The sequence below is a fragment of the Arthrobacter sp. CMU6 genome (genome assembly GCF_059090205.1).
Window position 1 is genome coordinate 1 of record NZ_JBNHFL010000035.1, and the last position, 13,757, is coordinate 13,757.

At 67.0% G+C, this 13,757-nt stretch carries 16 protein-coding genes; 5 read left to right on the top strand and 11 right to left on the bottom strand.

Translation table 11 applies throughout. The features are described from left to right. Positions 1 to 512: 512 nt before the first annotated feature. The 3 genes from rpsN to rpmB are packed head-to-tail and all read right to left on the bottom strand — an operon-like array spanning position 513 to position 1,226. A complete protein-coding gene (rpsN, locus tag AC5RWD_RS19975; RefSeq protein ID WP_003798555.1) occupies positions 513 to 818 on the bottom strand; it encodes a 30S ribosomal protein S14 in 306 nt (101 codons plus the stop codon). Between the two features lie 4 nt (positions 819 to 822). Beyond that, on the bottom strand, positions 823 to 990 hold the full coding sequence (rpmG, locus tag AC5RWD_RS19980) for a 50S ribosomal protein L33 (protein WP_003798558.1): 168 nt from the start codon (positions 988 to 990) through the stop codon (positions 823 to 825). Continuing rightward, complete coding sequence (rpmB, locus tag AC5RWD_RS19985; protein WP_003798559.1) at positions 990 to 1,226, bottom strand: 50S ribosomal protein L28; 237 nt, start codon at positions 1,224 to 1,226, stop codon at positions 990 to 992. The genes rpmG and rpmB overlap by 1 nt, the downstream gene beginning before the upstream one ends. A gap of 456 nt (positions 1,227 to 1,682) precedes the next feature. Here rpmB and AC5RWD_RS19990 point away from each other — a divergent pair, with 456 nt between their 5' ends. Both AC5RWD_RS19990 and AC5RWD_RS19995 read left to right on the top strand, forming a co-directional pair. Then, on the top strand, positions 1,683 to 2,027 hold the full coding sequence (locus tag AC5RWD_RS19990) for a hypothetical protein (protein WP_494021681.1): 345 nt from the start codon (positions 1,683 to 1,685) through the stop codon (positions 2,025 to 2,027). Positions 2,028 to 2,064: 37 nt separating this feature from the next. Next, positions 2,065 to 2,895, top strand: a complete 831-nt coding sequence (locus AC5RWD_RS19995; RefSeq protein ID WP_494021682.1) for an FAD:protein FMN transferase — start codon at positions 2,065 to 2,067, stop codon at positions 2,893 to 2,895. Here AC5RWD_RS19995 and AC5RWD_RS20000 read toward each other — a convergent pair. Beyond that, the gene (locus tag AC5RWD_RS20000; RefSeq protein WP_494021683.1) at positions 2,892 to 3,653 is read right to left on the bottom strand and encodes an SGNH/GDSL hydrolase family protein; all 762 of its coding nucleotides are present in this window, start codon (positions 3,651 to 3,653) and stop codon (positions 2,892 to 2,894) included. The genes AC5RWD_RS19995 and AC5RWD_RS20000 overlap by 4 nt on opposite strands. A gap of 105 nt (positions 3,654 to 3,758) precedes the next feature. Beyond that, positions 3,759 to 4,244, bottom strand: a complete 486-nt coding sequence (locus AC5RWD_RS20005) for a MarR family winged helix-turn-helix transcriptional regulator (protein WP_494021684.1) — start codon at positions 4,242 to 4,244, stop codon at positions 3,759 to 3,761. A 95-nt stretch (positions 4,245 to 4,339) separates the two neighbouring features. Between AC5RWD_RS20005 and AC5RWD_RS20010 the strand changes: the two genes are divergently transcribed. Continuing rightward, complete coding sequence (locus AC5RWD_RS20010) at positions 4,340 to 4,624, top strand: YciI family protein (protein ID WP_494021685.1); 285 nt, start codon at positions 4,340 to 4,342, stop codon at positions 4,622 to 4,624. Here AC5RWD_RS20010 and AC5RWD_RS20015 read toward each other — a convergent pair. The 6 genes from AC5RWD_RS20015 to AC5RWD_RS20040 all read right to left on the bottom strand — a co-directional run bounded on the left by AC5RWD_RS20015 (position 4,621) and on the right by AC5RWD_RS20040 (position 10,993). Next, positions 4,621 to 5,451 (bottom strand): SGNH/GDSL hydrolase family protein, encoded by an 831-nt coding sequence (locus tag AC5RWD_RS20015; RefSeq protein WP_494021686.1) that lies wholly within the window; start codon positions 5,449 to 5,451, stop codon positions 4,621 to 4,623. The genes AC5RWD_RS20010 and AC5RWD_RS20015 overlap by 4 nt on opposite strands. Positions 5,452 to 5,632: 181 nt before the next feature. Continuing rightward, positions 5,633 to 6,706, bottom strand: a complete 1,074-nt coding sequence (locus tag AC5RWD_RS20020) for a siderophore-interacting protein (RefSeq protein WP_494021687.1) — start codon at positions 6,704 to 6,706, stop codon at positions 5,633 to 5,635. Beyond that, the gene (locus AC5RWD_RS20025) at positions 6,703 to 7,530 is read right to left on the bottom strand and encodes an ABC transporter ATP-binding protein (protein ID WP_494021688.1); all 828 of its coding nucleotides are present in this window, start codon (positions 7,528 to 7,530) and stop codon (positions 6,703 to 6,705) included. The genes AC5RWD_RS20020 and AC5RWD_RS20025 overlap by 4 nt, the downstream gene beginning before the upstream one ends. Beyond that, positions 7,530 to 8,549, bottom strand: coding sequence for a FecCD family ABC transporter permease (locus AC5RWD_RS20030; protein WP_494021721.1), 1,020 nt, complete (start codon positions 8,547 to 8,549; stop codon positions 7,530 to 7,532). The genes AC5RWD_RS20025 and AC5RWD_RS20030 overlap by 1 nt, the downstream gene beginning before the upstream one ends. Before the next feature lie 191 nt (positions 8,550 to 8,740). Further along, positions 8,741 to 9,850 carry a FecCD family ABC transporter permease gene (locus tag AC5RWD_RS20035; protein ID WP_494021689.1) on the bottom strand — a complete coding sequence of 370 codons (1,110 nt, stop codon included), beginning with the start codon at positions 9,848 to 9,850 and terminating at the stop codon, positions 8,741 to 8,743. Positions 9,851 to 9,874: 24 nt separating this feature from the next. Further along, complete coding sequence (locus AC5RWD_RS20040; RefSeq protein WP_494021690.1) at positions 9,875 to 10,993, bottom strand: iron-siderophore ABC transporter substrate-binding protein; 1,119 nt, start codon at positions 10,991 to 10,993, stop codon at positions 9,875 to 9,877. A 211-nt stretch (positions 10,994 to 11,204) separates the two neighbouring features. On the opposite strand from AC5RWD_RS20040, the gene AC5RWD_RS20045 reads away from it, so the two are divergent. Beyond that, positions 11,205 to 13,190 carry an MFS transporter gene (locus tag AC5RWD_RS20045; RefSeq protein ID WP_494021691.1) on the top strand — a complete coding sequence of 662 codons (1,986 nt, stop codon included), beginning with the start codon at positions 11,205 to 11,207 and terminating at the stop codon, positions 13,188 to 13,190. Next, positions 13,187 to 13,735 carry a TetR/AcrR family transcriptional regulator gene (locus tag AC5RWD_RS20050; protein WP_494021692.1) on the top strand — a complete coding sequence of 183 codons (549 nt, stop codon included), beginning with the start codon at positions 13,187 to 13,189 and terminating at the stop codon, positions 13,733 to 13,735. Before AC5RWD_RS20045 ends, AC5RWD_RS20050 begins: the two co-directional genes overlap by 4 nt. Positions 13,736 to 13,757 lie beyond the last annotated feature (22 nt).

A 13,757-nucleotide genomic window follows, 5' to 3' on the forward strand; every position in this document is an offset into this window, starting at 1 on the left:
CTTGGCACACTATTGAGTTCTCAAACAACAGACACACCCGGCACCACCCAAACCAACGTTCAGGATCGCTCCGGAGCAACTTTTCAAACTTACCCGGTTTCACTCCCCGACGCAAATCCATGTTCCAGGACCCACACCGGCAAACAAACCAGCCCCACCAAGCTCAAACGACCTCAAAGAGTCACCAGATCATGGTCTTGATTTCGGGGATTTGGCCACCCGCGGTTACCAGCTCTTCGCTGTCTCCCGCGCGGCGACTTGGAAAACATTACACCCACCCCACCCCCAAAGCAACCCAGCCAAAACCCGGCCACGGGGCCGCAGAAACCGCTAAATTCAGCGGATTTCAAGGGGTGTTGCGCCGGGAAGGCGGGCGTCGCCGTCGTAATTCATTCTATGAGGTGCGTCACCCGGCGGCGGACACCGCAAACGGGCAGGGATTAACGCAGAAGAGGGCCGGCAACCATGTGGTTGCCGGCCCTCCTCAAGCAGCTGGAATCAGCGGTGCTGGATTACCAGGAAGACTTGGTGATGCCCGGGAGCTCACCGCGGTGAGCCATGTCGCGGAAGCGAACACGGGAGATACCGAACTTCTGGAAGGTACCGCGCGGACGGCCGTCGATGATGTCGCGGTTACGCAGACGGATCGGGGAGGCGTTGCGGGGCAGCTTCTGCAGGCCGAGGCGTGCAGCTTCGCGTGCTTCGTCGGTCGCATTCGGGTCAACCAGGGTCTTCTTCAGCTCGAGGCGCTTTGCAGCGTAACGCTCAACGATGACCTTGCGCTGCTCGTTGCGAGCAATCTTGGACTTCTTAGCCATGTGTTTAGCGCTCCTCTCGGAATTCGACGTGCTGGCGGATCTTGGGGTCGTACTTCTTCAGGACCAGACGGTCCGGATCGTTACGACGGTTCTTGCGGGTTACGTAGGTGTAACCCGTGCCCGCGGTCGACTTGAGCTTGATGATCGGACGTACGTCCTTGTCCTTTGCCACTAGAGCTTCACTCCTCGTGCCAGGATGTCGGCGACGACAACGTCAATGCCGCGTACGTCGATGGTCTTGATGCCCTTTGCAGAGACCTGCAGAGTGACATTACGGCGCAGGGACGGAACCCAGTAGCGCTTCTTCTGGATGTTCGGGTCGAACCGGCGCTTGTTGCGGCGGTGCGAGTGCGAAATGCTGTGTCCAAAGCCCGGCTCGGCTCCGGTCACCTGGCAGTGTGCTGCCATGACGACTCTCCTCTGAAAAAATGAATGAAACGGCTGGCAGAGTTCTGCTTCACCGTGCGGCAGGCGGCGTCCGCATCCAGCCTCACGCGTCCGCACGTTTCAACACCGGCAAACCGGGTCTACTGCGGCGGAGTACGATGAGCCACGAACACTTGGCGATGGAAGCCACTGCGAAGTGCCGGGATGCTGGGCGAATACAGGAATGCACGCAACTTGAGCCCCTAACTACCGGCCTCCGGGACTGTGAATACTGCCAACAGCCACCGCAAACCGGAGCAATTGCACACGCTCCGCGCCACCTAGCGCCAACCAAGTCTACGAGACACGCGAATTAAAGACCAATCCGGTGGGGAACGGTGCTATAGAACAGCCCTCCCTAAGCGCCTGCCTCCAGGACATATCCGTAAAGAAGGCTCCTCACAGCGAAGTCAAAGGCTCGGGGCGGAATCTTGAGCCATGAACACACAGCTCTTGCCTTCCCCCGGGATCGGAACCCCGGCGCGTCTGGCCCACGGGCCTGCTCCGGTCCGGGAGACCGGCCGCTTCACCGGCCAGCACCGGCGCCGGCTCCTCCGCGCCGATGCCCTGACGGTGGCGGTGACGGCGTGGTCCTCGTTGGCCGCTGCGGTTGCGCTCTGGCTTGCCGACGGCGGCCTGACGGCGTTGTCCTCACCGGTCGGCATGATCACGACGCTGGGCATTGTCGCCGGCCTTGCCGGCATGGAGCTCGTGCTGCTCATGCTGCTGTTGGCCGCCAGGATCCCGTTCATCGACGGACCGGTGGGGTCAGCAAACCTCTGAGACCGCGCACCGCCTCCGGGCCCGGACCTTCACCTGCATGGGGACCGTGATCAGCCTGGCTGTCCCCGCGGACGTGCACAAAGCACCCCAGGCTGCGGCTGATGAGCTGGAAGCGGCGACCGGCGTCGTCGAACGCCTTTTCACTGAACTGGACAGCATCTTCAGCCTCTACCGCCCCGATTCGGAGGCGAGCAGGCTGGCCCGCGGCGAACTCGCGCTGCGGGGGGCTTCCGCGGAAATGCGGGCGCGATATGAGGAGGCGGCCGAGTGGAGGATCCTCACGGAGGGTGCGTTCACGCCGGAGCGTCCCGACGGGGCGCTGGATCTCTCCGGAATCGTCAAGGGGCACGCCATTAGGGAAGCCGGCACGTCGCTGCTGGCGCTCGGCATGGCCAACTGGTGCCTGAACGCCGGCGGGGACGTGCTTGTCGCGGCTCCCCCAACCCCGGCACCGACGCGCCCTGGCGGGCAGGGATTGTTGATCCGGCATGGAGGACGCTGCTGGCCGGTTTCCCGCTGGGCGGGGGCGCCGGGTTTGGCTCCGCTGGGGGCAAAGACGTCCGCCGGCGGGACCCGGGCAGCGCTGGCCACCTCCGGTTCCGCTGAACGCGGGGACCACATCTGGAGTGTCACAGCAAAAGCCGCGGAATTCCGGCAGGTTTCCGTCGCCGCAGGGGAAGTGGTCACCGCCGATGTGCTGGCTACAGCGATCGTGGCCGGCGGGTCCCCATGCTCAACCGCGCCACCGCCATGTGGGACATCGCGGCGCTGGCGTGCGTGCAAATGGCGAACTGCTGGCGACGGGCGGGTTCCGGCGGTAGTTTCGGGCCGCACCGGGATTGAATCGGGCGGCGGGCCACCCGCCTAGAGCCGGATGAGCCGGGCGTACCTGGGCTGGAGGTTGTCGCCGGAGGACTTGCCCGTAACCCGCCGGACCACCCACGGTGCGGCGAATTCCCGGACCCAGCGGGCATTGGCCCTGAGCGCCTCCGCCTTGCTGAGCTCCGGGACGGGAGTCATTGGCGGAACCTCAATGGAGTGCTCGTGTTCGAGGACCGTCAGGACGCGCTTGGCCATGTTGGCGTGGCCGGCGGCGGACATGTGCATCCGGTCCTTCGCCCACATGCCCCAGTCGTAGTATTCGTTGAAGCGCCAGTAGTCCACCAGCAGCGCTCCGTGGTCCCCGGCGATACCGCGCACAAGTTCGTTGTAGATGGCCGTACGTCCCCGCATTGTGCCGAAGACCTTCGAACCCCGCGCGTCGAAGCCCGTGAACAGCACCACGGTAGCGCCTGTCGCCGCGAGCTTCCCGACGGCGTCCTCGTAGTCCGCGAGCAAGTCGTCGATGTCGATCTTGGGCCGGAGAATGTCGTTGGCACCGGCGTACAGGGTCACCAGGGTGGGGTTAAGCGCGATGGCCGCGTCCACCTGCTCGGCCAGGATCTGCCGTAGCTTGCGTCCGCGGATGGCGAGGTTGGCGTAGCCGAAGCCTGGGTCAGCCGCGGCCAGCTGCTCCGCCACCCGGTCTGCCCAGCCTCGGACCCCGTTGGGCCGTGTCGGGTCGTCATCGCCCACGCCCTCCGTAAATGAATCTCCGAGGGCGACGTAGCGGGCGGTGAAATCCATGGGAGCAAGTCTGCCACCCGTTGCCGGGAGCAACCAAGACGGCTCCGCGCGGGTATTGCCTGGAGTGCGGGTATTGCCTACGGTGCCGCCATTGTCCGGGGGGTGCTACTGCTGCCGCTCGCGGAGGATCCAGTGATTGCCGTCCAGGCGGGCCACGATCTTTTCACCAATGCGGGCGAGGTCCGCAACGTCACGCTCAGTCAGGGCATCGAGAAACAGCGAGCGCACGGATTCGACGTGGCCCGGCGCCAGCTTGACGATGGTGGACATGCCCTCTTCGGTGAGGTGCGCGGTGGTGACGCGGGCATCGCCGGGATGCGGCCGGCGTTCCACCCAGCCGCGGTTCTGGAGCTTGGTGACCACATGGGAGAGCCTGGAGAGGGAAGCGCTGGTCCGTGCCGCAAGCTCGCTCATCGGCAGGAAGCGTCCTTCAGCCTCGGAGAGCATCGCCAGCACGTTGTAGTCGAACAGCGACACTTTGCCGGCGGAATGCAGCTGGGTGTCGAGCGACGCGGGCAACATGGTGTTGATGCTCAGCAGGGCAAGCCATGCCCGGCGTTCATTGGGGTTGAGCCAGCGCGGTTCGGTCATTACTCCATCCTAGGAGAACAGACGCTTGACGGTTCAAGGCCGGTTCCGGTGCCGGGTCGCCGGGGCGCCAAGGCTCTGGCGGTAGGCTGGCGGTCATGTACGTAGTTTCCCTGACCTACAAAGTTGCCCAAGAGATCGTGGACCAGCACCTGGACGCCCACGTGGACTGGCTGAAGGATGCCTTTGACGAGGGCATCTTCATCGCCGCCGGACGCAAGGTTCCGCGCACGGGAGGCGTGCTGCTCTCCAAGGCGGACCGTCCGGCCCTCGACGAGTCCCTTGCCAAGGATCCGTTCAATGTGCATGGCGTAGCCGACTTCGACGTCATGGAATTCGCCGCGAACCGCACTGCGCCGGGGTTCGAGAACCTGCTGGACTAGTCGCGCGGCTCCATCAGCTTTTTCAGGCCGCCTTTGCGCGGAACCTTCACCGGCTGAGGCCACCGGGGCCTGAGGTTGTCACCCAGTGTTACGCCTCGGAGCTTACGGCCAAACAGCGGCAGCACCCAGTCATTCACCCACCGCCGCTGCCTCCGCTCCCAGTCGCGGAGCGTTAACCTGGCCGGCGGCTCCCACTCTTTGAGGCTGATTTTGTGCGGCACACCCAAGTGGTCCAGGACTTGCGCCGCGAGGTACTTGTGCCCGGCCTTGGACATGTGCAGCCGGTCGGTGTCCCACATCCTACGGTCATGGAAAGCCTCGAAACACCAGTAGTCCACGAGGACAGCCCCGTATATGGCGGCGAGTTCCCGGACCCGCCGGTTGTATAGGGTGTTCCGCTTCTTCAGCGGTTCGAGCACCGCTGACACCTTGACGTCGAACCCCGTGAACAGGACAAGTGTGGCGCCTGTGGCCGCCAGCCGGGCCACCACCTCCTCGTATTGGGCCAGGAGCTGGTCCATGTCCGTGCCGAAGTCGAGAATGTCGTTACCGCCGGCATAGAGGGTGATGAGCGTGGGCTCCATGGCCAGTGCCTGCTCCAGCTGCTCATCCACGATGTGGCGCAGCCGCTTGCTCCTGATCGCCAGGTTGGCGTAATGCCAGCCGGGTTCCGCCTTCGCCAGCCTCTCCGCCACACGGTCCGCCCAGCCGCGCACGCCGTTCGGCATCCGGGAACTCCGGTCGCCCACGCCTTCGGTGAAGGAATCCCCGAGGGCAACGAACAACCGCCGCCTGCCCCGGTCCGGAAGCAATGGAGAGACACCCACCCCGACAAGGTACACACCGGGAGCAACACCCAGGGAAACCCCAGATGAACGCCGCCATTCCCTTGCGGGTGAGGAAGCGTCCGGGCTCAGCCGGCAAAAGCTGAGGAAGCGTCCCGGACCAGGCGGCAAAAGCTGAGGAAGCGTCCGGGGTTAGCCGGCAAAAGCTGAGGAAGGTCCGGGGTCAGAGCTCGGCCTTGCCCTCACGCCAGTAGCCCATAAAAGCCACCTGCTTCCGGTCGATTCCGACGTCGCGGACCAGGTAGCGCCGCATGTCCTTGATGACGCCTGCCTCGCCGGCGATCCACGCGTAGAACGGCAGGGCACCGGCGGGCTTGTGCGGGTTCTTCGTGGCGCTGACAGCGGCGGCATCGAGGCGGGCCGGGGTTTCCCAGAGGATTTCCTGGTCAACGTTCACGTCGTCGGGCTCCGGGCCGGCGGCCCCAGCGGACTTGATGCCCACCCAGCCCGGCACTGGGACGGCCGCCCTGACCGCTTCCTGAAGGAGTTCGCCGTGCGGCCGGGACCTCCCGATCGAGGCGCCGCGCGCCAGCCAGGTGATTTCGACGTCGGCCGCCGTCTGAAGGTCCAGGAAGTCACCGGCCTCCGGCACTTCCAGGAATGCGTGCCCGGTCATGTAGTCCGGCAGGCTTTCGAGAATGGCGCTGATCGCGGGGACAGCCGTCTCATCGCCGGCGAGAAGCACACGCCCTGCCAGGCCCGGCCGCCATTCGATGCCCGAGTACGTCTCCGCGGTGACGCAGTGCGCCGCGCGGTTGTTCGGCCCGATCAGGGTGAGGGCATCGCCCGGCTGGGCCGTCAGCGCCCAGTTCGCCGCGGGACCGCCGTTGCCGTCGGCGTCGAAATGCATCACGAAGTCGACGTCGATCTCCGGGTACACGGCGTCCAGCCGGGCCTGCCGGACGGTGTACGTGCGCATGGAGCCGCGGGTGGCCGGATCCATGGCCAGCCACTCCTGGTACCAGCCGCTCTCCTCCATCCGGAACTTGGGCAGCGGAAGCCGGCTGCCTTCCGGCGCGAGCGACGGGATCATAAGTTTGATGCGCAGGTCCAGGCAGTCCCCGTGAACGCCGAAGTCGCGCAGCGAGTAGCCGCCGAACGTCACGCGCCGGAAGTTCGGGCTCAGCTCCTGCACGGCTGAGACGGTGACATCAAACGCCAGGGTCATCGGTTCGGTGGCGAGGCCGGGACGGTCCGCGGTGGAGGTGCGGGCGGAACCGTTCTGTACTGCGCTCATGAGGCCATCTCCAGGGTTGTGGTGGGAACTTTTGGGTCGGCGTGGTGCCTGCCGAGGGGGATGATCAGCGGGGTGCCGGACACCGGATCCGGGACCACCCGGGATTCCAGTCCGAAGACATTCCGGACCAGCGCCTCCGTAATCACGTCTCCGGATGCGCCCTCGGCCACGATCTGCCCGGCCTTCAGGGCGATGACATGGTCGGCATAACGAGCTGCGAGGTTGAGGTCGTGCAGCACGATCGCCACGGTGGTGCCGCGCTGGCGGTTGAGGTCGGTGACCAGGTCCAGCACCTCAACCTGGTGCGCCAGGTCCAGGTAGGTGGTGGGCTCGTCGAGCAGCAGCACGTCCGTCTCCTGGGCGAGCGCCATGGCGATCCACACCCGCTGGCGCTGTCCGCCGGAGAGTTCATCGACATTCCGCCCGGCGAGCTCCAGCGTTTCGGTGGCTTCCAGCGCGCGCTGCACCGCGGCGTCGTCCGTCTCCGACCAGCTGCGGAAGAAGCCCTGGTGCGGGTACCGCCCGCGGCCCACCAGGTCACGAACGGTAATCCCGTCCGGCGCCGTCGGGTGCTGCGGCAACAGGCCGAGGGTGCGGGCCAGCTCCCGCGCCGGGCGGGAGTGGATGTCCTTGCCGTCGAGGGTGACCATGCCGCCGGCGGGCTTCAGGAGCCGGGACAGGCCGCGCAGGAGCGTGGATTTTCCGCAGGCGTTGGCACCGACGATCATGGTCACCCTGCCCTCGGGGATCTCCGCCGTGAGGTTTTCCACGACCCGGCGCTGGTCGTACTGCAGCGTGAGGTCCCGGGCTTGCAGAACAGCCATCAGGCATCCTTTCGGTTGGACGTGACCAGGAGCCACAGCAGGAACGGGGCGCCGAGGGCGCCGGTGACGACGCCGACGGGCAGGACGGTGCCGTCCAGCAGCAGCGGGGCGATGTTGGCGGCGAAGTAGTCCGCCGCCAGGACGATCAGGGCGCCCACCAGGGCCGACGCCGGGAGGCTGGAGCGGCCGGTGAAGCGGCGCGCGATGGGGCCGGCCAGGAAGGCGACGAACGCCACCGGCCCGGCAGCCGCCGTCGCCACGGCGGCCAGCGCGACGGCGGTGAGCACCAGACCCAGCCGGGTGGCACCCACACGGATACCGAGTCCCGCGGCGGCGTCATCCCCGAGTTCGAGGATGCGCAGCGGCCCGGCAAGAAAGGCGGCAGCCGGAACCAGGACCATGAGCGTCAGGACCAACACGCCCGCGCGGTCCCAGCTGGCGGAGTTGAGCGAGCCATTGATCCAGATCAGCGCCTCCGCGGCGGTGCGGATGTCGGCCCTAGTCATGAGGAAGCTGACCATGGCGTGCAGCGCGGCGGCGATGCCCACGCCGGCGAGGATGAGGCGGCTGCCGGCGGCATTCCCGCGGCTGCCGCCGCCGAGGGATCCGCCGCGCGAGATGCCGTAGATCAGCGCCGCCACGCCCATCGCACCGCCCAGGGCAGCGCCGGACACCGCGGCACCGGAGGCGCCGAAAACCACGATGGCCAGCACCGCGGCCGCGCTGGCCCCGTAGCTGATGCCGATCACGTCCGGGCTGGCCAGCGGGTTGCGGAGCATGGTCTGGAACAGCGCGCCCGAGAGCCCGAAGGCCAGGCCGATCAGCGTGCCGATGACCGCCCGCGGCAGCTTGGCTTCCATCACGATGAAGCTGGCGCCGGGGATCTTCTCGCCGCCGGTGAAGTGGGCAGCGAGGATTTTGAAGAAGTCGGGGATGGTCACGGTGTAGCTGCCCAGCAGGATACTGGCGGCCAACAGAAGCACGACGCCGGCGGCCAGTACCGCCGTCCGGTTCAGCAGGCCCCGGTTCAGCAGCGTCCGGTTCAGCAGGCGCGGGTTCGGGGCGCGAACGGGCAGATGAAGCCCTGTTTCCGGGGTTTTGGGGGCATTATCTGCCACTTCGCGCACGGGCGTGGGGGCCCCAAGTGTCCGTTCGCGCAGAGGGGTCGCGGAATTGGGGGTCGCGGGTTTGGGGCTCGCCGGGTTCGGGGTCACAGGCCGGCCCCCTTGCCGCGGCGGACCAGCCAGACGAAGACCGGCGCGCCGATCAGGGCGGTCATGATGCCGGCCGGGACCTCGCCGGGCAGCAGGACTACGCGGCCCACGATGTCGGACACCAGCAGCAGCACCGGTGCGACTACGGCGGAGAACGGCAGGATCCAGTGGTAGTCGGGGCCGCTCAGGAAGCGGACGGCGTGCGGGACAACGAGGCCCACGAACCCGATGGGGCCGGCGAGCGCCGTCGCCGACCCGCACAGCAGGACTATGCCCAGCGCGGTGACCGCCCGCGCGACGCCGACGTTCTGGCCCAGTCCGCGGGCAACGTCGTCGCCGAGCGCCAGGCTGTTGAGGACCCTTCCGGTCAGGAGCACAATCAGTGCCCCCACGGTGAGGAACGGCAGGCCGGGCAGCAACACGGACCAGTCGCGGCCCGCGATGCCGCCCACCTGCCAGAACCGGAACCGGTCCCAGGTGTCCTGGCTGGAGACCAGGATGACGTTCATCAGGGAGAACAGCCCCGCGCTCAGGGCCGCGCCCGCCAGGGCGAGCTTGACCGGCGTCGCGCCGTCCCGGCCCATGGAGGCGATGAGGTACACGACGACGGCGGCAGCTGCCGCGCCGATGAAGGCGAACCAGATGTAGCCGGTCAGCGAGGAGATGCCGAAGACGTAGATCCCGGTGACCACGGCCAGGGCGGCGCCGGCGTTGACGCCCATGATGCCCGGGTCGGCCAGCGGGTTGCGCGCCACGCCCTGCATGGCGGCACCGGCCATGCCCAGTGCCGCGCCGGCGAGCAGGCCCAGCAGGGTCCGCGGGATCCGGGCGTGCACCACGGCGTGGTCGCCGTTCGTCGGGTCGAACCCGGTCAGGGCCTGCCAGACGGTTTCGAGGGACAGGCCCCGTGCGCCGACGGCCAGTGAGGCGCAACAGACAACACCGAGCACGACGACGGCGGCCAGCAGCCAGGCGGCGCGCGGCCCGTGGGCCCTGCGGGCAGGCTGGGCGCGAACGGACACTTGGGGCCCAACAGGTGCGGCCACAGGGGCCCCAAGTGTACGTTCGCGCTGGGCGGTGGGGGCCGGCGTCGTGCTCGGTGTCATGGGAGGTTGCCTACTGGACCGGGCTTAGACCGCGTCTGCGGCCTTGGCCAGCTGCGGCAGGAACGTGTCCAGCGACCACGGCAGGCTCAGCGGCGAGGAGGCCGAGATGGACAGGGTGAGCGTGTTGTCCGAGTCGGCGACCATGGCCCCGTTCTTGACGGCCGGGATCTGACCCAGCAGCGGATCCGCCTCGATGGATTTGGTGGTCTTGGCGTCCGGAACCCAGGTCACGAAAATGTCGGACTCGAGCTCGTTGGCCTTCTCCGCGGACCACTCGATGAAGAACTCCTTGGATCCTTTCGAGTTCTCTTCCACCACCGGGGCGAGCTTCATGCCGATCTCACTGAGGAAACGCGGCCTGTTGTCGTTGGCGGTGTACACGTTCACGCCGTTGCTCTTGGCCGGCTCGAGGTTTCCGTAGATGAAGCTCTTGCCTGCGAGCTGCGGGTAGGCGGCGACCTTGTCCTTGATGGTGGCCTCGGTGTCGGCGATCAGCTTGGTGGCCTCGGCTTCCTTGCCCAGCGCCTTGCCGATGATGCTGGTGGAGTCCTGCCAGGAGGTGCCGTAGGCCAGCTCGGGATGCGCAACCACAGGCGCGATCTCGGTGAGCTTCTTGTAGTCCTCTTCCGTCAGGCCGGAGTAGGCGCCCAGGATGACGTCCGGGTTGAGCTTGGCGATTTCCGTGAAGTTGATGCCGTCCGCCTCGGAGAACTGGACCGGTGCCTTGTCCGAGCCGAAACCCGCGCCGAGCTTCTCCAGCGCGGCATCCTTCCACGGCGTGGAGCCCTTGTCGTTGCCGCCCCACTCGTTCTTGGGCACGCCCACCGGAACCACGCCCAGGGCAATGGCAACGTCGTCGTTGACCCAGGAGACCGTCACGACGCGCTTGGGCTGTTCCTTGATGGTGGTTTCGCCAAAGACGTGCTTGATGGTCACCGGGAACTGTGCGCTGGCGGATGATGTGGCGCTTGCCTCCGAGGCGGTGGAGGCCGGCCCGGTCGAACATGCGGTCAGGGAAAGCGCGGCGGCGGCGAGGACGGCGGCGGCCTTGCCGGCGGTCCTGAACAGGGAACGGCGCGTCGTGCCGGCGGCAGCAGCGCCGCCGATAACGGCCTGCCGGCCGAGGAAGAGGGGGGAAGTCACGGAACTCCTTAGGTGATTGAAGCGAACCCAAGTAAGGCTAGCCTACCCTTCCGAAGATTACGAAAGGTTTGCGTCACGTAATTGGTCCGAGTGGCCAGAATAACTCCCAGGCGCCTTGCCAGACAGGGGTGAACGATGGTTCACTCGGAAGGAGTAAACGCCCGTTCACCCTCACCCGGGCACACACCTCCCCCACAAAGGCCTGCCGCACATGACAGCACACCCCGCCCAGAAACCGACCCGCAGCCCGTCCGCCATCACGGCAGTCCTGGCGCTCAGCGGCACTCTTGTGGCGCTCATGCAGACCCTGGTGGTGCCGCTGCTGCCCGACTTTCCTCGGATTCTGTCGGTCACTCCTGATGACGCATCCTGGCTGGTGACCGCCACGCTCCTCGCCAGCGCCGTCGCCACCCCGATCGTGTCCCGCAGTGCCGACATGTATGGCAAGCGGAAAATGATGGTCATCTGCCTGGCCATCATGGTGGCCGGCTCCGTCATGGCTGCCCTGGGCGGGACCTTTCTGTGGCTGATCATCGGGCGGGCGCTCCAAGGGTTCTCCGCGTCGCTGATCCCGGTGGGCATCAGCATCATGCGCGATGAACTGCCCAAGGAGAAGATGGGCTCGGCTGTGGCGCTTATGAGCGCCACCCTGGGTATCGGCAGCGCCCTGGGCCTGCCCCTCGCCGGTATTCTCTATGAAAGCCTCGGCTGGACGTCGATTTTCTGGGTTTCCGCGGCCGCAGGCACGCTGCTGCTGCTGGCGGTGGTGCTCGTGGTGCCGGAATCCAAGGTGCGCACTCCCGGCCGCTTCGACTACGCGGGCGCGTTGGTGCTCTCGGCCGCACTGGGGTCGCTGCTGCTCGCCATTTCCAAGGGCGGCGCCTGGGGCTCGGAACCCGTGCTCCTGCTGTTCCTCGCGGCGGCGCTGCTGCTGGCCGTCTGGATTCCCTACGAGCTCAGGGTGGGCCAGCCCATGGTGGACCTCCGCACCACTGCGCGGCGGCCTGTCCTGATGACCAACCTCGCGTCGCTGCTGATCGGTTTCGCGATGTTTGCCAACATGCTCCTGACCACCCAGCAGCTTCAGCTCCCCGCCGCCACTGGCTACGGCTTTGAACTGAACGTCATCACCGCCGGCCTCTGCATGGTGCCGTCCGGACTGGCCATGGTGGTGTTCGCCCCCGTGTCCGGCGGCATCATCCGGCACTTCGGGGGCAGATCCGCGCTGATGACCGGCGCGGGCGTGATGATCGTCGGGTACGTGGGCCGGGTGTTCTTCTACGACTCCATCATGTGGGTGATCATCGGCTCCACGGTGGTGAGCGTCGGCACGGCCATTGCCTATGCCGCCATGCCAACGCTGATCATGAGTGCCGTCCCGATCACGGAAACCGCCTCCGCCAACGGCCTGAACAGCCTGGTCCGCTCCATTGGCACGTCAATCTCCAGCGCCGCAGTCGCCGCCGTACTCACCTCCGTCACCATTCCGCTCGGCGCCGCCCTGCTGCCCTCCTTCGATGCCTTCAGGGATGTTTTCTGGATGGCCGCGTTGGCGTCCGCAGCTTCCGTCCTCGCCGCCATCTTCATTCCCCGCATCGCCACCCACCGCCCTGCCGCGCCGGCGGCGGCAGAGCTGGTGGTGCAGGGGCGCGTCCTGGCACCGGACCACCGCCCGCTCACGCCCGCCGTCGTCACCGTCCTCCAGACGGAGGGCGAGCCGGTGGACTGGAGCCGCGTAGACACCGACGGCAACTATTCCGTTGCGCTGCCGGGCGCCGGGAAGTACCTCGTGGTGGCCAACGCCGCGGGCTGGGCGCCGATGGCCGAGGTCTTCGATTTCGACGGCCGCACGCTGAAGCAGAATTTCCTCCTGCAGGAACGGCTGGAAATCAGCGGCCGGGCGGCCATTGGCCGCGAGCCCGTGGCCGGCGCCATGGTGGCATTGCTGCACGCCACCGGCGAGCATGTGGACACTGCCAGGACGGACGACGATGGCGTGTACACGCTTCCGCTGCCCGCCGCCGGACGCTACATAGTGACTATGCTTCATCCCGTGACTCATCAAGCCGTGGCGCGGAAGCTCGCCGTCGACAACCGGTCCGTGACCGTGGACCTTATAGCCGGACACGTCCCCGAAGAGGCCGGCGCAGAAGTGGCCGGCACAGGACGGACCGGCGGGGAGCCGGTGCGGGCATGAGCAGCCCCAGCCAGGAGTCCATCCTCACGGCGGCGGGCCGGCTGTTCGGCGAACGGGGCTACCGGGCCGTGACGGTCCGCGACATCGCCGCGGAGGCCGGGGTTTCGGCGGCCCTGGTGATGAAGTTGTTCATCTCCAAGGCCAAGCTGTTCGCGGCGGTGCAGCCGGACGAGTCACTGCTCACCGAGCTGACAGTCCCGGCGTCCGAGCTCGGCGGCGCGCTGGTCTTCCGCGTGCTGATGCGGCGGGAACGCGGCATGCAGGAACCCTGGGCCATCATTCCGATCAATGTCCACGATGCCCCGGACCCGGACGCGGCACGGAACGAACTGCGCGAACGCTACCTCGGCAGCATCGCGAAGCTGATCGGGGATGCGACGCCGGACCGCCGCTATGCCTCGACGGTCACCGCGCTGATGACCGGATTCGGCGAAACGGTCCGGACGTTGGGGCTCTTCGACGGCTGGGACTTTGACGAGCTGGTGGCCTACTACGGCGGAATCGTCCAGGCCCAGATTGACGCCTGCACTGCCGCGCATTCCTAGCGACCGAGGAAGCGTCCGGCCA